Annotated in this window: 29 protein-coding genes; 17 read left to right on the forward strand and 12 right to left on the reverse strand. The window is 66.0% G+C overall.

The genetic code is table 11. The features are described 5' to 3' along the window. Nucleotides 1–109 precede the first annotated feature (109 nt). The gene (gene hflX / locus TVB01_RS00700; protein ID WP_422453319.1) at nt 110–1684 is read left to right on the forward strand and encodes a GTPase HflX; all 1575 of its coding nucleotides are present in this window, start codon (nt 110–112) and stop codon (nt 1682–1684) included. Beyond that, nucleotides 1677–3728, forward strand: a complete 2052-nt coding sequence (locus TVB01_RS00705) for an ATP-dependent DNA helicase (RefSeq protein WP_422453320.1) — start codon at nt 1677–1679, stop codon at nt 3726–3728. Before hflX ends, TVB01_RS00705 begins: the two co-directional genes overlap by 8 nt. Before the next feature lie 84 nt (nt 3729–3812). Here the strand turns inward: TVB01_RS00705 and lexA are convergent, their stop codons facing one another. Further along, complete coding sequence (gene lexA, locus TVB01_RS00710; RefSeq protein WP_422453389.1) at nt 3813–4499, reverse strand: transcriptional repressor LexA; 687 nt, start codon at nt 4497–4499, stop codon at nt 3813–3815. A gap of 388 nt (nt 4500–4887) precedes the next feature. Between lexA and TVB01_RS00715 the strand changes: the two genes are divergently transcribed. The 8 genes from TVB01_RS00715 (at nt 4888) to TVB01_RS00750 (ending at nt 10933) form a co-directional block, all read left to right on the forward strand. Then, the gene (locus TVB01_RS00715; RefSeq protein WP_422453322.1) at nt 4888–5256 is read left to right on the forward strand and encodes a LysM peptidoglycan-binding domain-containing protein; all 369 of its coding nucleotides are present in this window, start codon (nt 4888–4890) and stop codon (nt 5254–5256) included. Nucleotides 5257–5344: 88 nt separating this feature from the next. Continuing rightward, nucleotides 5345–6445, forward strand: a complete 1101-nt coding sequence (locus tag TVB01_RS00720) for a histidinol-phosphate transaminase (protein WP_422453323.1) — start codon at nt 5345–5347, stop codon at nt 6443–6445. A gap of 103 nt (nt 6446–6548) precedes the next feature. Beyond that, nucleotides 6549–7166 carry an imidazoleglycerol-phosphate dehydratase HisB gene (gene hisB, locus TVB01_RS00725; protein ID WP_422453325.1) on the forward strand — a complete coding sequence of 206 codons (618 nt, stop codon included), beginning with the start codon at nt 6549–6551 and terminating at the stop codon, nt 7164–7166. Beyond that, entirely contained in the window at nt 7163–7801 is a 639-nt protein-coding gene (hisH, locus tag TVB01_RS00730; protein ID WP_422453326.1) for an imidazole glycerol phosphate synthase subunit HisH, read from the forward strand. The genes hisB and hisH overlap by 4 nt, the downstream gene beginning before the upstream one ends. Before the next feature lie 3 nt (nt 7802–7804). Continuing rightward, nucleotides 7805–7960, forward strand: coding sequence for a hypothetical protein (locus TVB01_RS00735; RefSeq protein ID WP_227894779.1), 156 nt, complete (start codon nt 7805–7807; stop codon nt 7958–7960). Nucleotides 7961–7987: 27 nt separating this feature from the next. After that, a complete protein-coding gene (gene priA / locus TVB01_RS00740; RefSeq protein WP_422453328.1) occupies nt 7988–8737 on the forward strand; it encodes a bifunctional 1-(5-phosphoribosyl)-5-((5-phosphoribosylamino)methylideneamino)imidazole-4-carboxamide isomerase/phosphoribosylanthranilate isomerase PriA in 750 nt (249 codons plus the stop codon). A gap of 5 nt (nt 8738–8742) precedes the next feature. Continuing rightward, nucleotides 8743–9591, forward strand: coding sequence for an SseB family protein (locus tag TVB01_RS00745; RefSeq protein ID WP_422453329.1), 849 nt, complete (start codon nt 8743–8745; stop codon nt 9589–9591). A gap of 28 nt (nt 9592–9619) precedes the next feature. Continuing rightward, nucleotides 9620–10933, forward strand: coding sequence for an MFS transporter (locus TVB01_RS00750; protein ID WP_422453330.1), 1314 nt, complete (start codon nt 9620–9622; stop codon nt 10931–10933). 70 nt (nt 10934–11003) lie between these two features. Here the strand turns inward: TVB01_RS00750 and TVB01_RS00755 are convergent, their stop codons facing one another. Further along, nucleotides 11004–11426, reverse strand: coding sequence for a DUF1844 domain-containing protein (locus TVB01_RS00755; RefSeq protein WP_422453332.1), 423 nt, complete (start codon nt 11424–11426; stop codon nt 11004–11006). Nucleotides 11427–11817: 391 nt separating this feature from the next. Between TVB01_RS00755 and infC the strand changes: the two genes are divergently transcribed. From infC to TVB01_RS00775, 4 genes are all read left to right on the forward strand, one after another. After that, the gene (infC, locus tag TVB01_RS00760) at nt 11818–12807 is read left to right on the forward strand and encodes a translation initiation factor IF-3 (RefSeq protein WP_422453333.1); all 990 of its coding nucleotides are present in this window, start codon (nt 11818–11820) and stop codon (nt 12805–12807) included. Nucleotides 12808–12943: 136 nt separating this feature from the next. After that, nucleotides 12944–13138 carry a 50S ribosomal protein L35 gene (gene rpmI / locus TVB01_RS00765; protein ID WP_055240480.1) on the forward strand — a complete coding sequence of 65 codons (195 nt, stop codon included), beginning with the start codon at nt 12944–12946 and terminating at the stop codon, nt 13136–13138. Nucleotides 13139–13263: 125 nt separating this feature from the next. Next, on the forward strand, nt 13264–13920 hold the full coding sequence (gene rplT, locus TVB01_RS00770; protein WP_422453335.1) for a 50S ribosomal protein L20: 657 nt from the start codon (nt 13264–13266) through the stop codon (nt 13918–13920). An 18-nt stretch (nt 13921–13938) separates the two neighbouring features. Beyond that, nucleotides 13939–14841 carry a TrmH family RNA methyltransferase gene (locus tag TVB01_RS00775; protein WP_422453337.1) on the forward strand — a complete coding sequence of 301 codons (903 nt, stop codon included), beginning with the start codon at nt 13939–13941 and terminating at the stop codon, nt 14839–14841. A 6-nt stretch (nt 14842–14847) separates the two neighbouring features. Here the strand turns inward: TVB01_RS00775 and TVB01_RS00780 are convergent, their stop codons facing one another. Next, nucleotides 14848–16116 carry an MFS transporter gene (locus TVB01_RS00780; protein ID WP_422453339.1) on the reverse strand — a complete coding sequence of 423 codons (1269 nt, stop codon included), beginning with the start codon at nt 16114–16116 and terminating at the stop codon, nt 14848–14850. Nucleotides 16117–16287: 171 nt separating this feature from the next. Between TVB01_RS00780 and TVB01_RS00785 the strand changes: the two genes are divergently transcribed. Beyond that, nucleotides 16288–16737 (forward strand): (deoxy)nucleoside triphosphate pyrophosphohydrolase, encoded by a 450-nt coding sequence (locus tag TVB01_RS00785; RefSeq protein ID WP_422453340.1) that lies wholly within the window; start codon nt 16288–16290, stop codon nt 16735–16737. Nucleotides 16738–16764: 27 nt separating this feature from the next. Here TVB01_RS00785 and TVB01_RS00790 read toward each other — a convergent pair whose 3' ends face one another. The 4 genes from TVB01_RS00790 to TVB01_RS00805 form a co-directional block, all read right to left on the reverse strand. Then, nucleotides 16765–17253 carry an SRPBCC family protein gene (locus TVB01_RS00790; protein ID WP_422453342.1) on the reverse strand — a complete coding sequence of 163 codons (489 nt, stop codon included), beginning with the start codon at nt 17251–17253 and terminating at the stop codon, nt 16765–16767. Nucleotides 17254–17265: 12 nt separating this feature from the next. After that, the gene (locus TVB01_RS00795) at nt 17266–17619 is read right to left on the reverse strand and encodes an ArsR/SmtB family transcription factor (RefSeq protein WP_422453343.1); all 354 of its coding nucleotides are present in this window, start codon (nt 17617–17619) and stop codon (nt 17266–17268) included. Nucleotides 17620–17669: 50 nt separating this feature from the next. Continuing rightward, nucleotides 17670–18701, reverse strand: coding sequence for an Rv2578c family radical SAM protein (locus TVB01_RS00800; protein WP_422453344.1), 1032 nt, complete (start codon nt 18699–18701; stop codon nt 17670–17672). Between the two features lie 71 nt (nt 18702–18772). After that, a complete protein-coding gene (locus TVB01_RS00805) occupies nt 18773–19249 on the reverse strand; it encodes a hypothetical protein (protein WP_422453345.1) in 477 nt (158 codons plus the stop codon). A 169-nt stretch (nt 19250–19418) separates the two neighbouring features. On the opposite strand from TVB01_RS00805, the gene pheS reads away from it, so the two are divergent. Both pheS and pheT read left to right on the forward strand, forming a co-directional pair. Next, nucleotides 19419–20495: a phenylalanine--tRNA ligase subunit alpha gene (gene pheS / locus TVB01_RS00810; protein WP_422453347.1), complete on the forward strand. Its 1077-nt coding sequence runs from the start codon at nt 19419–19421 to the stop codon at nt 20493–20495. Then, the gene (gene pheT / locus TVB01_RS00815; RefSeq protein ID WP_422453348.1) at nt 20496–23039 is read left to right on the forward strand and encodes a phenylalanine--tRNA ligase subunit beta; all 2544 of its coding nucleotides are present in this window, start codon (nt 20496–20498) and stop codon (nt 23037–23039) included. 59 nt (nt 23040–23098) lie between these two features. On the opposite strand, the gene TVB01_RS00820 is transcribed toward pheT, so the two are convergent. From TVB01_RS00820 to TVB01_RS00840, 5 genes are all read right to left on the reverse strand, one after another. Continuing rightward, the gene (locus TVB01_RS00820) at nt 23099–23431 is read right to left on the reverse strand and encodes a TfoX/Sxy family protein (RefSeq protein WP_422453350.1); all 333 of its coding nucleotides are present in this window, start codon (nt 23429–23431) and stop codon (nt 23099–23101) included. Nucleotides 23432–23445: 14 nt separating this feature from the next. Then, complete coding sequence (locus tag TVB01_RS00825) at nt 23446–23862, reverse strand: hypothetical protein (RefSeq protein WP_422453352.1); 417 nt, start codon at nt 23860–23862, stop codon at nt 23446–23448. Between the two features lie 275 nt (nt 23863–24137). Next, nucleotides 24138–24341, reverse strand: a complete 204-nt coding sequence (locus TVB01_RS00830; protein WP_321164372.1) for a helix-turn-helix domain-containing protein — start codon at nt 24339–24341, stop codon at nt 24138–24140. 37 nt (nt 24342–24378) lie between these two features. Then, on the reverse strand, nt 24379–25002 hold the full coding sequence (locus TVB01_RS00835) for a hypothetical protein (protein WP_422453354.1): 624 nt from the start codon (nt 25000–25002) through the stop codon (nt 24379–24381). A 222-nt stretch (nt 25003–25224) separates the two neighbouring features. After that, nucleotides 25225–26190, reverse strand: a complete 966-nt coding sequence (locus TVB01_RS00840) for a quinone oxidoreductase family protein (protein ID WP_422453356.1) — start codon at nt 26188–26190, stop codon at nt 25225–25227. Between the last annotated feature and the right edge of the window lie 109 nt (nt 26191–26299).

Raw genomic sequence — 26299 nt, forward strand, 5'->3', positions numbered from 1 at the left:
CCTCGGCCCGGAGCCGGAGCCTGCGCAAGGTATTGCACAGGTCCCCGGAGAGCCCGCACAATGTGGGTCCGCTGACCTACCATGGTTAACACTTGCGTCTAAGGAGATTATGACCATCAACAATTCCCGTCCCGCTGCCGGCTCCACGCCCACGGACCTCAAGCCCGAGGAAATCCAGGGCGTCATTGACCGGATCCTGGCCAAGGAAGAAGCAGCTGCTGCCAAGCGCAGCGTGTCGCCCGATTCCGGCTCCGGATTATCCCGGCAGGCACAGGCACTCTCAGCGCAGGACGCGGAGCACTCTGTCTTCGACGGAGACCAGCAGGACCTCCAGGACCGCCGCGCACTGCGCCGCGTTGCAGGACTCTCCACTGAACTCGAAGACGTCACCGAAGTCGAGTACCGGCAGCTGCGCCTGGAACGTGTTGTCCTGGCCGGTCTCTGGATGGAAGGAACGGCGGCCGACGCCGAGAACTCGCTGCGTGAGCTCGCGGCCCTCGCCGAGACGGCCGGTTCCGAGGTGCTCGACGGAATCATCCAGCGGAGGATGAAACCGGACCCCGGCACCTTCCTCGGGTCCGGCAAGGCCCAGGAGCTGAAGGACATCGTCCTGGCGACCGGTGCGGACACCGTGATCGTGGACAGTGAGCTGTCGCCTTCCCAGCGCCGCGGCCTGGAAGACATCGTCAAGGTGAAGGTGATCGACCGCACCGCACTGATCCTGGATATCTTCGCCCAGCACGCCAAGTCCCGCGAGGGCAAGGCTCAGGTGGAACTTGCCCAGCTGGAATACCTGCTTCCCCGCCTCCGCGGCTGGGGTGAATCCATGTCCCGCCAGGCTGGCGGCCAGGTAGGCAGCGCCGGCGCCGGCATGGGTTCGCGTGGACCGGGTGAAACCAAGATCGAGCTGGACCGGCGGAAGATCCGTACGCGGATGGCCAAGCTGCGCCGTGAAATCGCCGCGATGAAGCCTGCCCGCGAAACCAAGCGGGCGAACCGCCAGCGCAACGAGGTTCCTTCCGTTGCCATCGCCGGCTACACCAACGCGGGAAAGTCCTCCCTGCTCAACCGGCTCACTGACGCCGGGGTGCTGGTGGAGAACGCACTGTTCGCCACGCTGGATCCGACCATCCGCAAGGCGGAGACCGCTGACGGAATCGGGTACACCCTGGCGGACACTGTGGGGTTCGTCCGGTCGCTGCCCACACAGCTGGTGGAGGCCTTCCGGTCCACGCTGGAAGAGGTGGCCGACGCTGACCTGATCCTGCACGTGGTCGATGCATCACACCCGGATCCGGAGGGGCAGATCGCCGCCGTGCGTGCGGTCCTCGCGGACGTGGACGCCCGGCGGATCCCCGAGATCATCGTGCTCAACAAGGCCGATGCAGCTGACCCGTTTGTCCTCGAACGGCTGCGGCAGCGCGAGCCCCGGACCGTGGTGGTTTCCGCCCGGACCGGCGAAGGCATCGAGGAACTCCGGCAGGCGATTTCTGACGGCATTCCGCGGCCCGGAATTGAACTGGACCTCCTCGTTCCCTACCAGCGCGGCGACGTCGTCTCCCGGCTGCACAGCCAGGACGCGGAAATCATCTCGCTCGACCACGAGGAAGGCGGAACCCGCCTGCGGGTCAAGGTCCGCGATTCCCTTGCCCCCGAGTTGGAGCCGTTCGCCCTCCATGCCTAAGAAGGATGCAGCCGCGGAGGTCCTGGAGCTCCTGGACACCGCGGTGGACGCAATGGGCGGCCAAAACCGCCCGGGACAGCACGACATGGCACGCCAGGTGGCGGAGTCGATCGAGACCGGAAAGCACCTGCTGGTGCAGGCCGGGACCGGAACCGGCAAGTCCCTGGCCTACCTGGTCCCGCTCATCCACCATGCCCTTGAGAGCACCAAGCCTGCCCTCGTTTCGACAGCCACCCTGGCCCTCCAGGCGCAGATCGTGGGACGGGACCTGCCCCGGTTGCTTGATGCCCTGGCACCGAAACTGCCGCGGGAAGTCGACGTCGCGCTGCTCAAGGGGCGCAGCAACTACGTCTGCGTCCACAAGACCGGCGGAGGGTTCCCGGAAGACGACGATCCAGGCGCCCTGTTCAGCCTCGGCGATGACCACGGTGTCGCCCACCCCGCTCCAGCCCCAGGGCCCACCTCGGCCCTGGGCAGGGAAGTGGTCCGGCTGCGGGAATGGGCCGAAGAAACGGAGACGGGGGACCGCGACGAACTGCTCCCGGGCGTGACCGACCGCGCCTGGCGGCAGGTTTCGGTGACGTCGATGGAATGCCTCGGCGCCCAGCGGTGCCCGGTGGCGGAGCAGTGCTTCAGCGAACGTGCCAGAGCCAAAGCTGCCGTCGCCGACCTGGTCATCACTAACCACGCCATGCTCGCGATCAGCGCCTTCGAGGGCCTCGCAGTGCTGCCGGACTACGACGTCGTTGTCATCGACGAGGCCCACGAACTGCAGGACCGGGTGACGGGAGCGGTGACCGGCCAGCTCTCCGGCACCGTCATCAGTGCCGCAGTCACCGCCGCCCGCAAGCACACCTCCGCTTCGGTCGAGGAGCTGGCAGCAGCCGGACGCGCCTTCGACGCTTCCATGGAAGGCGTTCCGGCCGGCCTGCTGCCGTCGGGCCTGAACGGCGAGCAGGAACTAGCCGTCGGACGGGTCCGGGAAGCATGCCGTGTGGCGCTCTCCGATTCAAAGCCCGAGGGCGGAGACGCCGGAGACGGCGGACGGCAGATGGCCCGCTCGCGCCTGCTGGGTGTGCTGGAAGTGTGTGAACGGCTGGTGTCCGCTCCGGATGCCGGCGAAGTCGTATGGGCTTCCAGGCCGAGCACCTTCTCTCCGGGGGAGGGTTATTCGCCGCCCGACGATGACGCGCCCGCCACCGTGAATGTCGCGCCGCTCTCCGTAGCCGGCCGGCTCAGGGACGGACTGTTCGACGGCCACACCGTCATCCTGACCTCAGCCACGCTGGCTATTGGTTCCGAGTTCGGTCCGGTGGCAGGCGGCCTGGGACTCGTGGGTGCAGCGGCACCCCAATGGACGGGCTCCGACGTCGGCAGCCCCTTCGACTACCCGCGCCAAGGCGTCCTGTACGTCGCCAAGAACCTGCCTAAGCCCGACCGCGGTACGTCCCCTGCGCAGCTGGAAGAACTGGAAGCGCTGCTCAAGGCCTCGGGCGGAGGGGCGCTTGGACTGTTCTCCTCCCGCCGTGCTGCCGAAGAAGCCGCCGCTGCCCTGCGGCCCAAGGTCGATTTTCCGATCCTGTGCCAGGGGGAATCGTCCATGTCGGGTCTGGTCAAGCAGTTCGCGGAGGAGGACGCCACCTGCCTGTTCGGCACTATGTCGCTGTGGCAGGGAGTCGATGTTCCGGGTGGGTCGTGCCGCCTGGTCGTGATCGACCGCATCCCGTTCCCGCGTCCCGATGACCCGCTGATGACGGCACGTACCCGTGCTGTGGCTAAAGCAGGCGGCAACGGCTTCATGACGGTGTCAGCGACGCACGCAGCCGTGCGGCTTGCGCAGGGTGCCGGCCGACTGATCCGTGCAGCCGGGGACCGCGGCATGGTCGCCGTCCTGGATTCACGGCTGGCCACTGCCCGCTACGGCGGATTCCTGCGTGCGGCACTGCCGCCGTTCTGGAGCACCACCGACCGTACCGTGGCGCTCGGCATCCTGGAACGGCTGCGGGCGGCCCAGGCGGGGGAGAAGACGGGCGTGAAATCCTGACGGACCCTGCACAAGAACGTCGCAGGAACGAAGCCCGTCCTTCGCTGGAACACAGCGGAGGACGGGCTTTTGCGTGATGCGTTCCTAGAGGGAACGCATCACCGAGACAACCTTGCCCATGATGGTGGCGTGGTCTCCCATGATCGGTTCGTAGCGCGTGTTCTGCGGCAGCAGCCAGGTGTGGCCGTTGCGCTGGCGGAAGGTCTTTACGGTTGCTTCGTCATCGAGCAGGGCGGCGACGATATCACCGTTCTCGGCCGTCTGCTGGCGGCGGACCACTACCCAGTCGCCGTCACAGATGGCCGCGTCCACCATGGAGTCTCCGGAGACGCGCAGCATGAACAGCTCGCCGTGCCCGACCAGCTGCCGGGGCAGCGGGATCATTTCTTCCACGACCTGGTCCGCCAGGATCGGACCACCGGCCGCGATCCTGCCGACCAGCGGCACCATTGCCGTGTCCACCGCCGTCGTCAGTTCCGTGACGTTGGATGCCGTTCGTGCATCGGCCGCAGGCGCTGACGCGTCGCCGGCGGCGGAACCCGTGCCCCGCTCGGTGTGCATGAGCAGCGGCACAAGGATCTCCATGGCCCGGGGTCGTTTGGGGTCACGGCGGATGTAGCCCATCTTTTCCAGCTGGCTGAGCTGGTGCGTGACGCTTGAGAGGCTGGCCAGGCCGACCGTGTCACCGATCTCGCGCATGGAGGGCGGGTAGCCGTTGGTGCTGACGGACGCCTGGATGGTTTCGAGGATCTTCTTCTGCCGGGGAGTCAGGGACCGGGGCCGCGGGGCATCGGCGGCGGCCGCGGCAGCGCTCCTGCCTTCGGAGTTGTTCCTACGGGGCACTTCGGCTTCCCTTCGAGTGTTCCGGCGAACCGGAGGGCGGCAATGTCGGCAATGTCAGTGGCGGGTGGTTGCCTGAGTCCGAACGATAAACAAGTGACACCGCCGGTATCCACGCTAGGGGAGCGGAGGGTCATTTTCAAACATTTGTTCGAGTGAGTCTCGACATCGTTCGTAGATAGATGCTAGAAAAGGAACAGAAGGGATCGAATACATGTTCGATTCAAGGTCGCCAACTGTTCGAACCCAGTTTCGAACCCGCCCAGGCCGGTGCAGCAGCACCGGAATAAGCAGGCTCCCGCTCCGGAAAGGTTTTGCCATGACAGCCCAGCTCTCGGCAGCACGCACCGCCCACCAGCCGGTGGAACAGCAAGCCCCCGCCCCGCTTCGCCTGACGCGACGGGGTCGCCTGCTGCTTATTGGTGCCCCGATCATGTTTGGCGGCGCCGCCCTCCTGACCTTTGTCGGGTTCTTCACAGCGCCCGCACTGGCCGCGGGTGGTGGCGGAGACCTGACCCGCACCCAGCAGGTGAGCGTCAGCACCGGTGACACCCTCTGGGGTCTGGCCGCCGAATATGCGCCCGAGCAGGATCCGCGGACCGTCGTGGCCGACATTATGGAACTGAACAATCTGTCCGACGCCGTGGTCCCGGCAGGGGCGCAGCTCTACATTCCGGTCGCCGGCTAACTGCGTTTTCGGGTCGTTCTGCCGCTGGGGCCCGTCACCGGGCTACACGGATTCTGTTCACCGGCGGCGTGCGCCTTAAGCTGTACTGGTGACTGAACAGCTGGAAAAACTGAACCGCCTTCCCCTGCGCGACGATCTCCGGGGGCTGACCCCCTACGGTGCGCCGCAGCTGGATGTCCCCATCCTGCTGAACGTCAACGAAAACACCCATGGCCTGCCGCAAGAGGTGCAGGACGCAATCACCGCCTCCGTCCAGCGGGCCGCCTCGGGACTGAACCGCTACCCGGACCGCGAATTCACTGAACTTCGAACCCGCCTCGCCGGCTATCTGGGCCACGGACTGGGCATCGAGAACATCTGGGCGGGCAACGGATCCAACGAGGTGCTGCAGCAGATCCTGCAGGCCTTCGGCGGTCCCGGACGCACTGCGATGAGCTTTCCGCCCACCTATTCCATGTATCCGCTGCTCGCCAGCGGCACGGGAACCCGCTACGTCACCGGGGACAGGGCAGCGGACTTCACCCTCTCCGCCGCATCCGCAGCGGAACAGGTCCGCGCGGCAGCACCGAACATCGTCTTCCTCTGCACCCCGAACAACCCCACCGGCACCGGACTGGGGCTGGACGTCATCGAGGCTGTCTACGAGGCAGGCGCCGCAAGCAACGCGATCGTGATCGTGGACGAGGCGTATGCAGAGTTCTCCCACGCCGGCACCCCCAGTGCCCTTGAACTGCTTCCGGGCCGGGAGCGCCTGATTGTCTCCCGGACCATGAGCAAGGCATTCGCCCTGGCCGGCGCGCGGCTGGGGTACCTGGCGGCTGCCCCCGAAGTCACTGATGCGCTGAGGCTCGTCCGGCTTCCTTACCACCTCTCAGCCGTCACACAGGCCACGGCCAACGCAGCGCTGGCCCACGCCGATGCACTGCTGGCCAACGTCGAGGACATCAAAGTCCAGCGCGACCGGATTGTCGCAGGGCTGACCGAACTCGGCCTGCAGCCTGCCGCCTCAGATGCCAACTTCGTCTTCTTCGGAGGAGTGGAAGACACGAAGCGGATCTGGCAGGGACTCCTGGACGCGGGCGTGCTGATCCGCGATGTCGGCATTCCAGGACATCTTCGCGTGACGGCCGGCACGGAAGCGGAAACCACTGCATTCCTGACCGGGCTGCGGGAGTTGCTCGGCGCCTAAGCGCGGTGTGACGGCGGCCGGCAGCCGCTGCTCCCGGCGAGGTAAGCCCCGCAGGGAAACACTAGACTGGTAACCAGACCTCACTTCTTCCAAAGGAACTTTCATGACCGTGGAGACCGCCACCGGCCGCACCGCCCGCCTTGAGCGGACCACCAGCGAATCATCCGTGCTTGTAGAACTGGATCTGGACGGCACCGGCCGTTCCGACATCAGCACGTCGGTTCCGTTCTACGACCACATGCTCACCGCGCTGGCGAAGCACTCGCTGATCGACCTCACGGTCAAGGCCGCTGGCGACACCCACATCGATGTCCACCACACCGTGGAAGATGTTGCCATCAGCATCGGAGAGGCGCTGAAGACCGCCCTGGGGAACAAGGCCGGCATCCGCCGCTTCGGTGAAGCCACCGTTCCCTTGGATGAAGCGATCGCCAACGCCGTCGTGGACATTTCCGGGCGCCCCTACCTGGTGCACTCCGGTGAACCGGCCGGGCAGGAATACCACCTGATCGGCGGGCACTTCACGGGTTCCCTGACCCGCCACGTCTTCGAAGCGGTCACCCTGCACGCGCAGATCTGCCTGCACATGAACGTCCTGGGCGGGCGCGACCCGCACCACATCGTCGAAGCGCAGTTCAAGGCTTTCGCCCGCGCGCTGCGCGCTGCCGTGGAACCGGATCCGCGTGTCGAGGGCATTCCCTCCACGAAGGGGGCCCTGTGAGCAAGCCCAACGTCACGGTCCTGGACTATGGGTCCGGGAACATCCACTCCGCAGTGCGCGCCCTGGAACGGGTTGGCGCCAACGTCACGCTGAGTGCGAAGTCCTCCGATGTGCTGGAGGCGGACGGCCTGTTGGTACCCGGCGTCGGAGCTTTTGCCTCGGTGATGCAGGGCCTTAAGGACGTGGACGCGCTCCGGATGATCGGCCGGCGGGTGGCCGGCGGGCGCCCGGTCCTGGGCATCTGCGTTGGACTGCAGGTCTTCTTCGAGGAAGGCGTGGAGCACGGCGTGCGCACCCAGGGCATGGGCGAGTGGCCTGGCACTGTCGAGCGCCTGGCCGCCGACGTGGTGCCGCACATGGGCTGGAACACCGTAGAAGCCCCGGCCGGATCCAGGCTGTTCGCCGGGATCGAGGATGAGCGCTTCTATTTCGTGCACAGCTACGGCGTGCAGAAGTGGGACTTCGACGTTACCCAGCCGGCGATGCACCCGCCGTTGGTGACCTGGGCAGATCACGGCGGGCGCTTCGTGGCTGCCGTGGAGAACGGGCCGCTTAGCGCAACCCAGTTCCACCCGGAGAAGTCCGGGGACGCCGGCGCCGCCCTGCTCGAAAACTGGCTGAAGGGCCTGGGCTAGGCCGTGTGGAGTGTTGTCCTCATGGGCCTCGCCGGCCTGCTGATCGGCGGAGCAATCTCCTTCCGCAGGCAGGGCCTTCCCCGGTTCGTCAGCATCAGCTTCTGGGTCCTGGCAGGGATGTCCCTGCTCGGTGCCTACCTCCTTACCTACGGCCTCTAGGCCGGAACCGTTACTGAAAGCAGAACCATGCCGCTCATCGAAACCCCCATTCTCGAACTCCTCCCCGCCGTGGACGTGGCTGACGGCCAGGCCGTACGCCTGGTCCAGGGCGAGGCCGGCAGCGAGACCAGCTACGGCGATCCGCTCGACGCCGCCATGGCCTGGCAGAATGACGGCGCCGAGTGGGTGCATCTGGTGGACCTTGACGCAGCCTTCGGCCGCGGCAGCAACCTGCCGCTGCTCAAGCGCGTGGTGGAAGAACTGTCCATTAAGGTGGAGCTCTCCGGTGGCATCCGCGATGATGCCTCGCTCGAAAAGGCACTGGAGCTAGGTGCGAGCCGAGTCAACCTGGGCACTGCTGCCCTGGAGAACCCGGAATGGACCGCTGGCGCCATTGCCCGCTACGGCGACGCAATCGCCGTCGGCCTGGATGTCCGCGGCACCACGCTGGCTGCCCGCGGCTGGACCAAGGACGGCGGCGATCTCTGGGAGGTCCTCGCCCGCCTGGAAGACGCCGGCTGCCCGCGCTACGTCGTTACCGACGTCACCAAGGACGGCACACTGCGCGGACCCAACGTGGATCTGCTCCGCGACGTGCTGGCACGCACCGACCGCCCCGTCGTCGCTTCCGGCGGCATCTCCAGCCTCGATGACCTTGCCGCGCTGCGCGAACTGGTGCCGCTGGGCCTGGAAGGCACCATTGTGGGCAAGGCACTGTACGCCGGGGCTTTCACCCTGCCGCAGGCTTTCGACGTCGCAGGGCACCCGGAGCGCTAGCAGCCATGGCCAAGCGTGAACTGCCCGGGCACATCGCTGCCGCCCTCGCCGGGGCCGGGGGCGCTACGGACTCCGCAGGTCAGCCCTGGGCCGGACGCAGCTTGGAGGGGGAGGGCAACCCGCTCCACCAGTTCGACAAGGACGACGGGCAGCCCGACGCGGGCTACACGGCCGCTGCGGCGGCACTGGTTTCCGGGGAGGGCAGCGAAGCCGACGTGGTCGCCTCACTGGCCACTGCCCGGGTCTACGTCGCCATCGTTGCGACCTTGGGGGAAGAAGCAGAATCCGCCCACGGGCTGGCTGCGGACAAGGAAGCAGATCTTGCCCTGGTGACGCTGACGGCACCCGACGGACGGAAAGCCCTGCCGGTGTTCTCCTCCGTGGATTCGCTGGCCCGCTGGCATCCCAAGGCACGTCCTGTGGCCGTCTACGCGCCGCGGGCCGCGCTCTCGGCGGTCTCGGAAGAGGCCCAGCTGCTTGTCATCGATCCCGGAAGCGACGTCACCTTCGTAGTGCGGCGGCCAGCCATGTGGGCGCTGGCCCAGCAGCGGAAATGGGTGCCGTGCTACGCGGACCAGTCCCTTCCCGGCCTGGTGTCTGAGGCAGCGGCCAAGGAACCCGCCGTCCGGCAGGTGCAGCTCTCGGCAGGGTCGGGAGTGGCGTCGCGGACAGCAGGCGGTACTCTGGTCTCCGGCGGAGGATCCGGACCCGAGCTGCGGGTGACGCTCCAGCTGGCACCCGGGCTGGATGCCTCCGGTGTCCAAGCCGTCGCGGCCGCGCTGCAGCAGCGCCTGGCCGCCCACCCCGAATTCGTTGAGCGCGTTGATTCACTGGAACTGAAAATCACGCGCTGACCGGCCGCAAGGCTAGAAGAGAAGTGCTGTGAACTTTAGCGTCTACCGGGATCTGCTCTCCATCGTCCCGGTCCGTCGGCTGCTCCTTGTCGGCATGCTGGCCCGTTTTCCGCACGCCGCTGCCGGAGTCCTGCTGACCCTCCATGTAGTCCTGACCCTGGATAAGGGATATGCCGCTGCAGGAGCTGTGGCTGCCCTGGTCACCATTGGCATCGCCGTCGGCGCACCGTGGCGAGGACGGCGCGTGGACAACGCGGGACTTCGCCGCGCACTGATTCCGTCCGTGATCTCCGAGGCGGTGATCTGGTCTGTTGCCCCGCACGTGAGCTACGAATGGCTCCTGGTGCTGGCACTCATCGGCGGACTGTTCACGCTTCCCGTCTTCAGTGTTGTCCGTCAGTCCCTGGGTGTCCTCGCGACCGGAGACAAACGGCGCACGGCCTTCACCCTGGACTCCATTGCCACCGAAATCGTGTTCATGGGCGGCCCGGCGGTAGGCGCAGTCCTGGCTACGTCCCTTTCGACTATGGTCGGCCTGACCCTGGTTGGTCTTTCGACCGCGGCCGCGGGGCTTTTCCTGATGTGGTTCAACCCGCCTACACGTTCCGCTGCCACCGGCGCCCTTCCTGAACACGACGTCGAAGCAGCCACTGCAGCCGTCGTGACCGCTGCTCCTGCCCACCTTCGGGAACCGGCCGTGGAACTGGCGCAGGCTGCCGCCGAACAGGCGGAGGCCGAGGATCCGGCGCGAGGAGGAATCCTGCACCGTTTCTCTGCCGGATTCTCCTGGCTGACACTGAGCGTTGCCGTGGTGTTCGTGGTTGCCGCAGGTGCCGGAGTGCTCCTGGCCAGCAGCGACGTCGGCATTGTGGCGATGGTGGAGTCCACGGGGAAGCCGGGGGAGTTGGGCATTGTCTTCGCCGTCTGGTGCGCTGCCTCGCTGGTCGGCGGTCTGGTGTACGGAGCAATGAACCGCAAGATTTCTCCCATGCTCCTGCTGCTGGGCATGGCTGTCCTGACACTTCCCATGTCCCTGGCGACCGACACACTGAGCCTTGCGCTGCTCTCCATTCCCGGCGGACTGCTCTGCGCACCGCTGCTTTCCGCCGCGTCCGAGCGTGTGGCTGACCTGGTTCCGGAGGAGCGCCGCGGTGAAGCCATGGGATGGTACGGCTCGGCACTCACCACCGGCACTGCCATAGGGGCTCCGCTGGCGGGTGCGGCCATCGACACGATTGGCCCTGCCTCCGGATTTGCTTTCGCCGGAACAGCGGCGATCCTGATGGTCCTGATAACGCTGGGAGCCCGCGCCCTGGTAGCCAAGCGAACGGCCCGCGTCTAGATTCTTCCGGACAGGGAAAGAGCCCGGAGAGATGCCTCTCCGGGCTCTTTGGCTATGCGGCGGGACGTGCTTAGTTGACCGGACCCGTGAACTTCTCGCCCGGGCCCTGGCCCGGCGCGTCCGGAACCAGGGAAGCCTCGCGGAAGGCCAGCTGCAGGGAACGGAGACCGTCCCGCAGCGGACGGGCGTGCTGGCTGCCGATTTCCGGAGCAGCAGCCGTGACGAATCCGGCAAGTGCGGTGATCAGCTTGCGCGCCTCGTCAAGGTCCTTAAGGTCCTCGGCATCGGAACCCTCAGCCAGTCCGCATTTCACGGCGGCGGCGCTCATGAGGTGGACGGCGGCGGTGGTGATCACTTCGACCGCAGCTACTTCGGCAATGTCCCGGACCTGGGATGAAACGGGAGTTGACTCGTGTGAATGGGCTTCCTCTGAGGTTCCAGGGAAGGAGTGGCGGGCAGATTCGCCAGCCGGATTGCTCTGTGGGGTACTCATACTGGTAAGCTTGTCACAGACCGACCGGTTGACGTTATTTACGGCAGCTCGCACCTTCCTCCGGGGAGCACCAATGGAAACATTGCGGTGAGCTGCTTTTTCAAGTGTTCAGCCGGTATGCAAGCGGAGACTCTCCCACCCGCGTCAGCCTGATAAAACCAGTCTACGGACAGGATCAGAGTTGCCGGGTTCAGGTCGGCCCTTCCCGGGCAGCATCTTCGGATGCCGCCGGAAAGAGCACCGGATATCCGGTGCCGGCTGACCTTTCGAGGCCTTCGATTGCGCGTGCAATTGGGGGCCTTCTTCATTTGCAGGCGGTAGCCGTTTTGAGTCAAACAGGAGCTGCAACATTAGCGAGCCAAGAATCAATGATCGGATCCGTGTCCCTGAGGTGCGGTTGGTAGGACCGGCTGGGGAACAGGTAGGTGTGGTCCGGATAGAGGACGCCCTGCGACTGGCAGCGGAGTCCGACCTGGATCTTGTTGAGGTAGCACCGCAGGCCAAGCCGCCGGTGTGCAAACTAATGGACTTCGGCAAGTACAAGTACGAAGCCGCAGTCAAGGCCCGTGAGGCACGCAAGAACCAGACAAACACGGTCCTGAAGGAAATTCGTTTCCGGCTGAAGATCGACACCCACGACTACGAGACGAAGCGCGGCCATGCCATGCGCTTCCTCGGCGCGGGTGACAAGGTCAAGGCTATGATCCAGTTCCGCGGACGTGAGCAGCAGCGGCCTGAAATGGGTATCCGCCTGCTGCAGAAGTTCGCAGAGGACGTCGCAGAGGTGGGTGTGGTTGAGTCCAGCCCCCGCATCGACGGCCGCAACATGGTCATGGTCATCGGCCCCCTCAAGAACAAGGCTGAAGCCAAGGCTGAAGCCCGCCGCGCATCCCAGCGCGCCGAGGCAAAGGCCGCCAACGAAGCTGCCAAGAACGGCGAGGCTCCGGCACGGGTTGACACCAGCGCCGACAAGGCCCCGATGACGCAGAGCCTGGCAGACCTCCTGCCGGACGGACTGCGTCTTGGCTCCTCCGCAGCAGAGGCCGACAAGGCCCGCGCTGAGAAGGAAACAGCTGAGAAGGAGAAAGCAGCACAGGCTGCCAAGGCTGCTGCGGACAAGGCTGCTGCCGATGCCCGCCGCGCCGAGGAAGCTGCCAAGGCTGCTGCGGCAAAGCCGGCCCAGGCCGCCAAGCCTGCAGCCAAGGCGCCGGCAGAAGCTAAGCCGGCCGAGGCGCCCAAGCCGATGGCAGTGCCGAAGCCGACGGCCGTCAAGCCGGCCGCGCCCAAGCCTGCTGCCCGGCCCAAGCCTGCTGCAGCAGCTAAGCCTGCTGCATCCAAGCCTGCTGGCAAGGCACCCGCTCCGGGAGCCGGCCAGAAATAGCCTGGCACTGCGGAGTAGGCACAGCACAACACCGCTAAGTACGCCCAGGCGTCCCTAGGAAAACCCTGACACCTGTTTACAGGTGCCCATATCCCCGCGGGCTTGTCCCGCGGAAACCAAAAGGAGATCGGTAGTCATGCCGAAGATGAAGACCCACAGTGGCGCCAAGAAGCGCTTCAAGCTGACCGGTACCGGCAAGCTCAAGCGCCAGCAGGCTAACCGCCGCCACTACCTGGAGCACAAGTCCTCCCGCCTGACCCGCCGTCTCGCCGGTGACAAGATCGTCACCCCGGGCGAGGCCAAGGTCATCAAGAAGATGCTCGGCAAGTAGCCGATCCTTCCCCCAGGCGCGGTTCGCCAAGGACTGCTCCGCAAACCATCTAGTTTCCCCGTGGCCTCATTCAGGCCATTGCACACAGAAGAAGTGCGCGGGACATATTTCTAAGGAGTACGCACGTGGCACGTGTGAAGCGGGCGATTAACGCCCATAAGAAGCGTCGGGTTATCCTCGAGCGCGCCAAGGGCTACCGCGGACAGCGTTCGCGTCTGGTCCGCAAGGCCAAAGAGCAGCTGCTGCACTCGTATGTGTACAGCTACGGTGACCGCCGCAAGCGCAAGGGTGACTTCCGTCGCCTGTGGATCCAGCGCATCAACGCTGCTTCCCGCGCCAACGGCCTCACCTACAACCGTCTGATCCAGGGCCTGAAGGCAGCTGAGATCGAGGTTGACCGCCGTATGCTGGCCGAACTCGCCGTGAACGACGCCAATGCGTTCGCCACCCTGGTCCAGGTTGCCAAGGACGCCCTGCCGTCCGACACCTCGGCTCCGGCCGTCGCCGCAGCTCCGGCTGCCAAGTCCGCACCGGCCAAGGCTGCAGCCAAGTCCGCTCCGGCTGCAACCGCAACGGTTGTCGACGGCGGTTTCAAGGCTTCCGAAGGTGACGCTCCCGAGGGCTACGTCATCAAGGGCGCCACGACCGGCAAGTACCACGTTCCGGGTTCGACCTGGTACGAGCAGACCGTACCCGAGTACTGGTTCAACTCCGTGGAAGCCGCCAAGGCTGCTGGCCTGGAGCCCGCTGGCGGCGAAAACCGCCAGAAGTTCCAGGGCTAATTTCGGTACCTGCTGAACATGTTTGACGCCGGACGCTCCCCAGCGCCGCTGATGTCCAATCCCCGAGCCGATCGGGTGAAGGAAGCAGCGAAGCTGGCGGGGCGTTCGGCGCGTTTAAAGACCGGACTGTTCCTGGCTGAGGGTCCGCAGGCAGTCCGTGAAGCGCTTGTGGCGCACCGTCATGCCGTGGAGGCGGGCCTGCCCGGCGTCGTCGTCGAGGCGTATGCCACTGAGGCCTGCCTTCAGCGGCTGCCGGAACTGGCCGGCCTCGCAGCCGGGACAACGCTGCGGCTGGCAACAGACGAGGTCCTCGCTGCCATGGCGGACACAGTGTCGCCACAGGGAATCGTGGCCGTTTGCAGAATACAGTCGCCGAGTCTCCAGGATGTGCTCGCAGCCGGGCCGAAGCTGATCGCCGTGATGTGCGAGGTACGTGACCCGGGCAACGCGGGCACCATCCTGCGCGCCGCAGATTCCGCCGGCGCTGACGCCGTCGTCCTGACGGCTTCCAGTGTGGACATCCACAATCCCAAGGCCGTGCGTTCCACCGTTGGCTCCCTCTTTCACTTACCTGTTGTCTCCGGCGTGGAGTTCGCAGAACTCGCCGCCGCGCTGCGTCAGGGCGGCATCACCATCCTGGCCGCGGACGGGTACGGCAGCCAGGATCTCGATGCGCTGCAGGATGAGTCCGCCGTGCGCCGGCTGGCACCCGGTGCTGAAGGAGAGGGCACATCAGGGCCGCGGCTCGAGAACCAGACGGCATGGCTTTTCGGCAACGAAGCCCAGGGCTTGTCGGAAGCTGAACTTGCAGCAGCGGATTTTCGCGTCGCCGTCCCCGTGTACGGGCAGGCTGAAAGCCTTAACGTGGGAACGGCAGCAACAGTGTGCCTCTACGCTTCCGCGCGGGCACAGAACCGCTAATCCTTCCTAGCGCTGGATCTCCGCGCCGGTGGACGCATCCAGGGCCCCTGCTTCGTCTTTCGCGGCGCCCTGTTTCCCGGCTTCGTGAGCCGGCTGACGGCGGTCCAGGGCGCCGCTGAGCAGCGCCACACCCAGCCCCATCAGTGCCAGTACGGCACCGACGATCGCCGGGGACTGGAAGCCCCAGCCCCAGGCAATGACGAGGCCGCCGGCCATGGCGCCGAGGGCGTTGGCCATGTTCAGGGCGGCGTGGTTCAGGGAAGATGCCAGCGACGCGGCTCCGGGGGAGACATCCAGCAGCCGGGTCTGCAGAGCCGGCGTCAGTGCTGAGCCGATGGCTCCGACCAGGAAGACGAGCACAATGGCGCTGGCCTTGTACTGGACGCCCCACGCGTAGATGGCCAGGATCAGGACGGTTCCGGCGAGGACAGCGTAGATGCTGCCCATGACGGACTTGTCCGCAATCCGGCCGCCCACGATGTTGCCGACCACCTGACCCACACCGTAGAGCCCTACGATCAGGGGCAGCACGCCCATGGAGAAGCCCGCCACCTCGGTCATGGTGGGGGAGATGTAGGTGTACACGGCGAAGAAGCCGCCAAAACCGACCGTGCCGACCAGCAGCGCCAGCCACATCTGCATCCGGCGCAAGGCACTCAGCTCGCGCCGGATGCTTGCCTCGGGATGGGCGGCCTGGAAGGGAACGAACCGGGCGACCAGGGCGACGGTCAGCAGGGAAATCGCCCCCACAAGGACGAACATCCAGCGCCATCCCGCCTGCTGGCCCAGCCAGGTGGCGAACGGCACGCCGATCACGTTGGCGATGCTCAAGCCCAGCATGACCATGGAGATGGCCCAGCCGCGCCGGGTAGGCGCCACCAGGGAAGCGGCGATCACTGCCGCGACGCCGAAGAAGGCGCCGTGCGGCAGTCCTGAAAGGAAACGGGTGACCAGCAGCCACCCGTAGTCCGGGGCAATGAAGGATGAAAGATTGGCCACGGCGAAGAACGCCATCAGTCCCAGGGCCAGCCACTTGCGCGGCATCTTGGCTCCGGCGGCTGCAAGAAGAGGCGCACCAACAACGACGCCGAGGGCGTAGGCGGAGATGACGTGCCCGCCTTCGGGGACGGAGACACCCAGTTCTGCGACCATCTCCTGGAGCAGTCCCATAATGGCGAACTCGGTGGTGCCGATGGCGAAGCCACCTGCGGCAAGGGCAGTGATGGCCAGGGAAACATTGCGGGTTTTGGGCGTCGCTACGCGCAGGGAAGGCATAAGTGCGGGGGTGCTTTCGGATCAGCGGTTGCCGCGGAGCCGTGAAAAGCACGGTCGCGTCTGGCGGGCCCGGGACCAGCGCGGGAGCAGGGGCTGCCGTTGGCCGGGGGCCAAACGGCCACGATGCCGTTCCTTCCAAGTCTAGGACAGCGGGCACCGTAGACTCGATCTGTGTCGAATTCAGAACTGAAGCAGGTAGTCGGAGCCGCGATTGTGGATAACCTGGGCCAGCCGCGGAGCCTGCTGGCCGCTCGGCGCACGGCCCCGGAAGCCTATGCCGGCATGTGGGAGTTTCCCGGCGGCAAGGTTGAACCGGGGGAGACCTGCGAAGCCGCCCTGCACCGTGAGCTCACCGAAGAACTGGGCATTGAGGTGGTTCTGGGCGCCGAGGTGGCCGGACCGCTGGACCAGGGCTGGCCCCTGAATCCGAAGGCCGCCATGCGGGTGTGGTTGGTGGAAGTGACAGCGGGGGAGCCGATGCCCCTTGAGGACCACGACGAACTGCGCTGGGTCCGCCTGGATTCCCTGGAGCTTGCCGAGCTGCCCTGGATTCCGGCTGACCTGCCGATCGTCACGGCGGTTCGCGCGGCCGCGGGTCAGCCCCCGGCAGGATCCGCCTAGCCGTGGGCCCCGCCACTGGAAGCCGGGTCAGGCGTCCGCGAGGATCGCGTCCATTTGGGACATGGCGCAGGCCACGCCGTCAATGGCGCCCATGGAGATCTGTTCCTCCATCTGCTCCCGGTCCGCAAATGCCGTCACGACTTCAACGACCGTTCCCCCGTCCCGGGCAGCGAAGGTGACGGTGACGTCGGAGATCGGCATGTCGTCCCGGCGGGTGCCGTCCTCCTCGGCAAAGCCGTCGCGGAAGCGCAGCTTCTCCGGGCGTTCGACCGAGATCACCTCCCACCAACCGTGGTACGTTTCGCCGTCCGGTCCGGTCATGAAGTAGGTGACCGTGCCCCCGGGCGTCAGGTCGTGCTGCGGAACCGTGGCGGGGTGCGTTGGCGGACCCCACCACCGCTCGAGCTTCCGCGGGTCGGCCCACAGCTCCCAGACCTGTTCGGGAGCTGCCTCGAACTCCGCGAGGGCGGTGATGGTCAGGGTGTCGTATTCCTTGTCGATGCTCTTCACGCTCATGACTGATCTCCTCTACCGGGGTCCGTTCCCGGGCGTTTCCTGCCGCAGCAGGTCTGACATCCGGTTCAGCCGGCGTTCCCAGGCCTCAGCCAGCGCGTCCAGCGCGCGGTGTGCCTGGTCGACGGCGTCCGGTGCGGTGCTCACGAGCTGTTCCCTCCCGCGGCGTTCCTTGGAGACCAGGCCTGCCGCTTCGAGGACCGCGACGTGCTTCTGCACCGCCGCGAAACTCATGGGATAGGCCTCGGCCAGCCGCGATACCGACAGTTCGCCTGCGGCCGCACGGCGCAGGATGTCCCTGCGTGTGCTGTCCGCCAGGGCATGGAACAGGCGGTTCACGGTTTCATCTGACAACGCATCTACAACCATTTGGTTGTACCTTAGGGCCCGCGGCGGCACCGGTCAAGACCTCGGCGAAACTAAAAAAGAGTTCCCGCGGCAACCGGGTGACCGGCCTCCGTCACCGGAACCGAACGGGCGGCGCCGCGGGTGGCGAGGAACTGGTTCTTGCCGGCGAACCCGTGACGCTTTTTGAAATGGGTGATTCGTCCCGCGAGCCACTGGCGGTAATCCTTGACGGCATATGTGCCGCCGTCGTACAGCTTGTCGTAGCGTGCCGAAAGCTGGGGATAGTCGCGCGCGAGCCATTCCCGGTACCACTCGCGCGCTCCCGGGCGAAGGTGCAGGGCGCCGGCCGTGACCGACGTGGCGCCTGCGTCGGCCAGTGCGGAAAAGAGTGCGTCCAACGACTCGTCGCCGTCGGTCAGCCACGGCAGGATCGGCATGGCCATCACGTTGCAGTCCATGCCGGCATCCCGGATACGCCGGATCAGGTCCAGCCGGGCTTTGGGTGACGGGGTGCCCGGCTCAACCCGGTGCGCAAGGTCGGGGTCCAGCAGGGCAAGGGAAATCCCCATGCTGATGCTGGTCTGCTGCGCTGCTTCGGCCAGGAGCGGCAGGTCGCGTGCCAGGAGGGTGCCCTTGGTCAGGATCGAGAAGGGTGTTCCGCTGTCCGCCAGGGCTCGGATGATGCCGGGCATGAGCTTGTAGCGGCCCTCCGCCCGCTGGTACGGGTCGGTGTTGGTGCCCATGGCCACGTGCTCATACTGCCAGGACGGGCGGGCCAGTTCGCGCCGCAGCACTTCGGCGGCGTTCGTCTTCACTACCAGCTGGCTGTCGAAGTCCGCGCCGGTGTCCAGATCCAGATAGCTGTGTGTCTTGCGGGCAAAGCAGTACACGCAGGCGTGGCTGCAGCCCCGGTAGGGATTCACCGTCCAGCCGAAGGGCATGGAAGAAGTCCTGGGGACCTTGTTCAGGACGGATTTCGCCAGGACCTCATGGAACGTCACGCCCGCGAACCCCGGTGTCTGCACCGAGCGGACGAGGCCCTGCAGGGGGAGCAGCGCGTCAGCGGACGGCGCTGCTTTTGGTTCCTGTTCCTGCCACCTCATGACACCTATTAGAACATGTGTTCGAATGGGCGCCTACCCCTCACCCTCATCGAGATAGCAGAAACTGCACGTTAGGCACCCCTATTCGGGCACTTTCTGTCATCTCGATGAGGGGAAGAAGGAGGGGGCCGGTAGCCGCCGTCGGCCAGTCCGGCCAGGAGCTCAAAGATGTTCGACGACGCCGGGTCCCCGGTGCGCAGTTTGGAGAACCCCGCGGCGGCAAAGTAGAGCGGCAGGAACGCCAGCCCCAGCACCGCGTACTGGGAGCTGTGCCGCGCTTCATGGCGCAGCAGGGACGAGGCAGGTACGACGTCGAACGCCGGGGCAACGCGGGAGCGGTACAGGACCACATTGCCCACCGTGAAGGCCGCGGCACGTGGGAGCGGCAGCTCCCAGCCGCCGGCGAGCAGCAGTCCGCCGGGACCGGGCCGCACACGCACCCTGCCAACCCGGGCAGCCAGCAGGCCGGCCGCCGTCGAACCGTTCACGAGGTTGAGCGTGCGGCGGACTAACTGTGTGCGGGTGAGCCGCCGCTGCTCCTGCGTCATGCACCCATGCTAAGTGCCGGCGCCCGGGCGAGGGAGGGAGGTCTTCACACTGCCCGGGCGCGGCGCGCGAGTTGGTTAGACTGGTAGCCGCGGGCTTTGTGCCTTTGCCTGCAGCACCCCTTTTACTTTCACCCACATCAACACGGCCGGAAACAGGTAAGAACGGTACATGTCGAATTCCATACCGGGGACGGACTCCCCAGACAACGCGGCACCCAATCCGCTCGACGAGTCAGCCATTGCGGCTGCCGTCGATTCAGCGCTCGCAGCCATCGCCTCCGCAGCGGACCTGGATGCCCTCAAGGACGTCCGCATCGCCGTCACCGGCGAGAAGTCTCCGCTGTCCCTGGCCAACCGCCAGATCGGTTCGCTGCCCAAGGACCAGAAGGCCGCCGCCGGCAAGGTTGTAGGCCCGGCCCGCGGACGGATCAACCAGGCGCTCGCCGCCCGCACCGTGGAGCTGGAAGCCGAGCGTGACGCCCGGATCCTCGTTGAGGAAGCCGTCGACGTTACCGCCGCCCCGCGCCGCCGCCGCATGGGCGGACGCCACCCGCTTTCCACCCTGCAGGACCGCGTCAGCGACATTTTCGTAGGCATGGGCTGGGAAATCGCCGAAGGTCCCGAAGTCGAGTCCGAGTGGTTCAACTTCGATGCGCTGAACTTCAAGCCGGACCACCCGGCCCGCGAAATGCAGGACACGTTCTTCGTGGAGCCCCCCGAAGCGCACCTGGTCATGCGCACGCACACCTCCCCGGTGCAGGTCCGCTCAATGCTCGAGCGTGACCTGCCCATCTACGTGCTGTGCCCCGGCAAGGTCTTCCGCACCGATGAGCTCGACGCCACGCACACCCCGGTGTTCCACCAGTTCGAAGGCCTGGCCATCGACAAGGGCCTCACTATGGCAGACCTGGTCGGCACCCTGGAGCACTTCACCCGCGTGCTCTTCGGCGACGAAGCCAAGGTGCGCCTGCGCCCGAACTACTTCCCCTTCACTGAGCCGAGCGCCGAGTTGGACATCTGGCACCCCGGCGCCAAGGGCGGCCCGCGCTGGATCGAGTGGGGCGGCTGCGGCATGGTCAACCCCAACGTGCTGCGCGCCGCGGGCATCGACTCCGAGGTCTATTCAGGTTTCGCCTTTGGCATGGGCATTGAACGTGCCCTCATGTTCCGCAACGAAGTATCGGATATGCGGGACATGATCGAAGGCGACGTACGTTTCAGCGAACACTTCGGGATGGAGATCTAAGTGAGAATCCCACTTTCCTGGCTGCGCGAGTACGCCCAGGTACCGGCGGAGGCAACCGCCGAAGACGTGATGGCAGAGCTGGTCAAGGTTGGCCTGGAGGAAGAGGACGTCCACCGTCCCACCGACGAACTGCAGGGCCCGATCGTCGTGGGCCAGGTGCTCTCCAAGGAGCCCGAGCCGCAGAAGAACGGCAAGACCATTAACTGGTGCTCCGTCCGAGTGGTTCCGGAAGGCGCCGAACAGACCCTGACCGGCGAGGGCATTGACCCGTCCGGCGTGCAGGGCATCGTCTGCGGCGCGCACAACTTCGAGGTTGGGGACAAGGTTGTTGTCACCCTGCCCGGCGCCGTGCTGCCCGGAGACTTCCGGATCAGCCCGCGCAAGACCTACGGCCACGTCTCCGCCGGCATGATCGCCTCCGTGCGTGAACTCGGCATCGGCGAAGACCACGACGGCATCCTGGTGCTCTCCACCCTGGGACTCGATCCCGAGGTAGGCTCCGACGCGATGGAGCTGCTGGGCCTCTACGACCAGGCTGCTGAAATCAACGTCACCCCGGACCGCGGCTACGTCTTCTCCATCCGCGGCGCTGCCCGCGAGTACGCCCACGCCACCGGCACCAAGTTCACCGACCCCGCCGCCACGGTGGAGGTTCCGGAAGCCGACGGCGCCGGGTACCCGGTGCGCCTGGCCGACGAAGCCCCGATCTACGGCAAGGCCGGCTGCGACCGCTTCGTGGCCCGCACCGTCCGCGGTGTGGACCCCACCCGCCCGACGCCGCCGTGGATGTCTTCACGCCTGCGCCTGGCCGGAATGCGTTCCATTTCCCTCGTCGTGGACATCTCCAACTATATGATGCTCGAGCTCGGCCAGCCGCTGCACTTCTACGACCTGGACAAGCTCACCGGCGAAATCGTGGTCCGCCGCGCCAACCCGGGCGAGACCCTGAAGACCCTCGATGACAAGGTCCGCACGCTGGACCCCGAAGACCTGCTGATCACTGACGGCTCCGGTGCCATTGGCATCGCCGGCGTGATGGGTGGAAACGCCACCGAGGTCTCCGACGCCACGCAGAACGTGCTGATTGAAGCCGCCCACTTCGAGGAAGTCTCGATTGGCCGTTCGCGCCGCCGCCACAAACTCCCGTCCGAAGCGTCCAAGCGCTTCGAGCGCGGCGTTGACTGGCACGTCGCGGACATCGCGGCACAGCGCGCCGTCGACCTGCTGGTGGAACTGGCCGGCGGCACCGCCGACGCGTCCATCACCGACGCCGGCACCGCACCGGAGACCCGCAGCATCTTCCTGCCCGCGGACTTCCCCGCCAAGCTGATCGGCCTGGAGTTCACCGAGGACCAGATCACCGGCACGCTCACCGACCTGGGTGCAGACGTTGAAAAGGCCGACGGCGGCTTCCGGGTGATTCCCCCGAGCTGGCGGACCGACCTGGAAACCCGCGAGGACCTCACCGAGGAAATCATCCGGCTGGTGGGCTACGACAAGATCCCCTCCACCCTTCCGGTTGCTCCTCCCGGCCGCGGCCTGACCCGCGTCCAGCAGCAGAGGCGCCGCCTGCAGCAGTCCCTCGCGGCGTCGGGCCTGACCGAGGTGCTGTCCTACCCCTTCGTCACCGAAGCGGACAACAACACCTTTGGTACCCCGGTCGCCGGCGAAGAACGTCCGGCCGTGAAGCTGGCCAACCCGCTCTCCGCCGAGTTCGGCTACCTGCGCACCTCGGTGCTGCCGGGCCTGTTCGACGTCGCCAAGCGGAACCTCTCGCGCGGCTTCCGTGACCTGGCGCTTTTCGAATCCGCACTGGTCTTCCTGCCCGGTGAGCAGAACGGCACCGAGTCGATTCCGCCGCTGGGCATCAAGCCGTCAGAGGAAGTCCTGGACGGCCTGTACAACGGCATTCCGGACCAGCCGCTGCATATCGGCGTGCTGTTCACCGGCCACGAATCACCCGCCGGCGCCGGCCACACCCCGCGCGCCTGGGACTGGGCCGACGCCGTCGACACCGCCCGGCTCATGGGGGACGTGCTCGGCGTCGAACTGGTGATCAGCCAGGGCGAACACCAGGCCTTCCATCCGGGACGCACTGCCAAGATCTCGCTGCGCAGCGGCGAAACCATTGGCTACGCCGGCGAACTTCACCCGAAGCTGCTCGCAGCCCGGGACATGCCGGCCCGCACCGTGGCACTGGAGCTCGACGCCGATGCTCTCTTCGACGCCGCACCGGACGTGATCGTGGCGAAGGAAATTTCCACGTACCCGGCCACCACGCAGGATGTGGCGCTCATTGTGGGCGAAGACATCCCGGCCGAGGCTGTGCTGGAAACCCTGCGTGAAGGTGCCGGCGATCTGCTGGAAGACATCGCGCTGTTCGACGTCTACACGGGCAAGGGCATCGAGCCGGGGCACAAGTCCTTGGCCTTCGCCCTGCGCTTCCGTGCCGATGACCGCACACTGACCGCCGACGAGGCCTCCGAATCCCGGGCCGCCGCCGTCGCGCTGGCTGCCGAGCGTTTTGGTGCCGTGCAGCGGTAGTTCCACCTGAAAGCGCAAAGCCCCGCCGGAAACTTCCGGCGGGGCTTTGTGCGTTTTTGCTAGGGTCTGCGGGAGGTACGGCCGACGGCGATCCACCAGTCCAGAGCTTCATCGTCCGCGATGATGTCCATGGGCACGTTTATCCATCCTTCGCCCATCGGCCGGCCCGCGCCCATGAAGGCGGGCTGGCCGCCGGCAGCGAGCAGCTCGCGGTAATCCGCCGGATCCACACAAACCAGCAGGTCTCCGTCCCGGCCAGCTGACACCGTCAGACGTCCGTCCACCATAAAAGCCACGCCGCCGAACATGTTTTTCTCCCGGACGTCTTGGTGGGAGGTAAGGCCTTGCCGGATGCGCTGGGCCAGGGTCTCCTGCGCCGGGTCCGACTGCATAATCCTGCCGCCTTTCAGTGAGGACGGTTGCCCACGGGATCTGCCGAACTGGTTTTCCGGTTCGCCACCAGGAGCGGGGCGGTCATTCCCATGCCAATCAGCAGATATCCGATCGCTATCCAACCGTGCCCCGGAATCGAGCTGACGTAAAGAGCTACGGGGACGACGACTACTCCCAGCAACAGCAGAGTTCCCGCCAGGCGCTTGCCTGTTGGTTGGAATATGCGGAAGGTTTCGTGTCTTGCGGCGGCCCGGCGGTCCCTGATCACCTGGAGGGCAGCGGCGAGCCCGGTGAATAGCAGCATCAGCTGGGCCGCCTGTGCGTCGGGCGGCAGCCCGAGCAGGTTGCCGCTCAGAATGCCGGCAGCGGCGAGTGCGATGCTGACGGCGTCGACCTGCGCGACCCGATCCGGGCCTTGTGCGCTCATCATGGGGTCGAGTCTCGCACAAACGCGCGGCGCCCGCAGTGCAGCCGAGGTATCGGACACGGGGCGGGGGATGCGCGGTGATTCTGCTGCCGGTTCAGGAAGATCCGACCGGTTCGCACTTCTGCTGCCGCTTGGATCAGGCAGCAACCCCCAAACCGGCAACAGAACCCGGATCTGCTCCGCTTTGTGCAGATCGCTCCGCGGCATATCGGAGCGATTGCCACAAAGTGGAGCGGAACCGGCAAGCCGGCAGCGGGCCTAGACGCTGACAAACAGTTTCAAGTCCGAGGCTCGATGCTGAAGAGTTCGCCCGGCGTGGTTTCCAGAGCGTCGCAGACGGCTGTCAAGGTGGTGAACCGAACGGCCTTGGCCTTGTTCGTTTTGAGGATGGAAAGGTTTGCCATGGTTATGCCGGTCCGCACTGAAAGCTCAGTCAACGTCATTCCCCGCTGGAGCAGCACCTTATCCAGATGGCACACCACTCGGTGGCCGCTGGCTGGCTCGGCAGCGGACCGAATGTCAGACAAGTCCGTCCGTCTCTTCCTGCAGCCGTCCGCCTGCCTTGAAAGCGCTGGAGAGCGCCAGGCCAACGACGCCGCTGGTGATCATGAAGTACGGCCACCGGGGAGCGTCGGTGCTGATTACTGCGTAATCCGCGCCGAGCGGGAAACCTTCGGTGCCGAAATTGCTCGCCACCTCAAAGACGGCCCGGTTTGCCGTAGCGTCGAGCGTGCCGTACAGAAGCCCAGCTCCAATCAGGAGAAAGCTAAGGGCCAGTAGATTCTTCCGTACCCGCGCTGTGAACGGCCGTCCGGCAGAGATTTCCCGCAGGACTCTCGCGATGAGGAACGCGGCCACCAGTGCCAGGACAATGTAAAGCAGTGCAGGGGTCGCACACAGCACGCGCAGCCACAACGGAATATCCACCAGATAGCCAACTGCACCCTCACGGAGTTCCGCCTGATTGATTTGGGGGAGCATAACGAGCTGCACCCGCGGATCAGCACCCCCGAAGGCCAACGGAGTCCGGCCGAAGATCGTCACGAATGCCTCCGCAGCACTACCGAGTGCTGCGAGGCAAGCAACGATCCAAACCGAGATCACCGCCAACTGGACGGACTTCGGTTTTCTGGTGTGCGTCACGTTCGTCATCATTCCCCATATCGATTGTCAATAATATTGATAAACGATATGACGGGTTGGTGCGGATGGCAACACTGTCGAGAGAATCGGGATCGCTCCGGTTTGTGCAGATCGCTCCCGTTTGTGGCATTCCCTCCGCGGCGTACCGGAGCGTTTGTCACAAAGCGGAGCGAATCCCGAGGCAGCGCCAGGGGAACGGAAACGGCAACAATCGGGCCGGCGCTACGGAACCAGCAGCACCTTGCCGGTCGTCTTCCGGCCCTCAAGGTCCTCATGCGCCCGGGCAGCGTCGGCCAGTGGATAGGTTGCACCAATCCGCACATCCAGGGTTCCGGCCTCCACCATTTCGAACAGCTCGCGCGCACGCCACTGGCGCTCCTCGGCGCTGAGCAGGTAATCCCTTATGGTCGGCCGGGTCAGGTAGAGCGAGCCCAGGGCGTTCAGCCGCTGGATGTCGAACGGAGGCACTTGGCCCGACGCGCCGCCGAACAGCACCATCATTCCGCGAGGGCGCAGGCTGGCCAGAGAATCGTCGAACGTGGCCTTCCCGACGCCGTCGAACACCACGTCCACGCCGCGACCGTCCGTCAGCTCGCGGACCCGGTCGGCGAAACCGTCGTAGCGCAGCACATGGTCCGCACCGGCCGCAGAGGCCAGTGCTTCCTTCTCATCCGTGGAAACGGTGGTGATCACCGTGGCGCCCTTGGCCTTCAGCAGCTGGGTCAGCAGCATGCCGACGCCGCCGGCTCCGGCGTGCGTCAGGACGGTTTCCCCGGCCTGGACGGGGTAGGTGGAGTTGCACAGGTAATGCGCCGTCATGCCCTGCAGGGGAAGGGCCGCAGCCACCTCGCTGCTTACGCCCCGGGGAACGGGCAGGGCCTTGGATGCATCCAGGAGCATGTACTGGGAGTACGCCCCGCCGCCTTCGGCCGTGGCCACCCGGTCCCCGTCGCTGAAAGCGGCTACGTCCACGCCCGCCTGGACTACGGTGCCGGCGGCTTCGGAACCCGGAATGAAGGGATAGTCCATCTTGTAGACACCGCTGCGCTGGTACGTGTCAATGAAGTTCACGCCCGTGGCCGCGACCTTCACCAGCAGCTCGTTGGGGCCGGGAACCGGAAGATCCACGTTTTCATAGCGCAGGATTTCGGGTCCGCCCGCTTTCGGGACGACAATGGCCTTATGCATGGAATGCCTCTTCCGATGGATTGGCGGCAATAAACGGGTACGCGAACCCATCGTAGGACGGCGGCCGCCGGGAGGCACGGATACCCGCCCGCCGGAGTCACATTGCATA

This window comes from Arthrobacter sp. 7Tela_A1, assembly GCF_049311065.1.
GTDB lineage: Bacteria > Actinomycetota > Actinomycetes > Actinomycetales > Micrococcaceae > Arthrobacter_B.

Bases quoted from the DNA above. Each gene is read 5' to 3' on its own strand.
- hflX (WP_422453319.1), top strand. From the start codon at position 110: ATGACCATCAACAATTCCCGTCCCGCTGCCGGCTCCACGCCCACGGAC.
- TVB01_RS00705 (WP_422453320.1), top strand. From the start codon at position 1,677: ATGCCTAAGAAGGATGCAGCCGCGGAGGTCCTGGAGCTCCTGGACACC.
- TVB01_RS00715 (WP_422453322.1), top strand. From the start codon at position 4,888: ATGACAGCCCAGCTCTCGGCAGCACGCACCGCCCACCAGCCGGTGGAA.
- hisB (WP_422453325.1), top strand. From the start codon at position 6,549: ATGACCGTGGAGACCGCCACCGGCCGCACCGCCCGCCTTGAGCGGACC.
- priA (WP_422453328.1), top strand. From the start codon at position 7,988: ATGCCGCTCATCGAAACCCCCATTCTCGAACTCCTCCCCGCCGTGGAC.
- TVB01_RS00745 (WP_422453329.1), top strand. From the start codon at position 8,743: ATGGCCAAGCGTGAACTGCCCGGGCACATCGCTGCCGCCCTCGCCGGG.
- TVB01_RS00755 (WP_422453332.1), bottom strand. From the start codon at position 11,426: ATGAGTACCCCACAGAGCAATCCGGCTGGCGAATCTGCCCGCCACTCC.
- rpmI (WP_055240480.1), top strand. From the start codon at position 12,944: ATGCCGAAGATGAAGACCCACAGTGGCGCCAAGAAGCGCTTCAAGCTG.
- TVB01_RS00775 (WP_422453337.1), top strand. From the start codon at position 13,939: ATGTTTGACGCCGGACGCTCCCCAGCGCCGCTGATGTCCAATCCCCGA.
- TVB01_RS00780 (WP_422453339.1), bottom strand. From the start codon at position 16,116: ATGCCTTCCCTGCGCGTAGCGACGCCCAAAACCCGCAATGTTTCCCTG.
- TVB01_RS00790 (WP_422453342.1), bottom strand. From the start codon at position 17,253: ATGAGCGTGAAGAGCATCGACAAGGAATACGACACCCTGACCATCACC.
- TVB01_RS00795 (WP_422453343.1), bottom strand. From the start codon at position 17,619: ATGGTTGTAGATGCGTTGTCAGATGAAACCGTGAACCGCCTGTTCCAT.
- TVB01_RS00800 (WP_422453344.1), bottom strand. From the start codon at position 18,701: ATGAGGTGGCAGGAACAGGAACCAAAAGCAGCGCCGTCCGCTGACGCG.
- TVB01_RS00805 (WP_422453345.1), bottom strand. From the start codon at position 19,249: ATGACGCAGGAGCAGCGGCGGCTCACCCGCACACAGTTAGTCCGCCGC.
- pheS (WP_422453347.1), top strand. From the start codon at position 19,419: ATGTCGAATTCCATACCGGGGACGGACTCCCCAGACAACGCGGCACCC.
- TVB01_RS00820 (WP_422453350.1), bottom strand. From the start codon at position 23,431: ATGCAGTCGGACCCGGCGCAGGAGACCCTGGCCCAGCGCATCCGGCAA.
- TVB01_RS00825 (WP_422453352.1), bottom strand. From the start codon at position 23,862: ATGATGAGCGCACAAGGCCCGGATCGGGTCGCGCAGGTCGACGCCGTC.
- TVB01_RS00840 (WP_422453356.1), bottom strand. From the start codon at position 26,190: ATGCATAAGGCCATTGTCGTCCCGAAAGCGGGCGGACCCGAAATCCTG.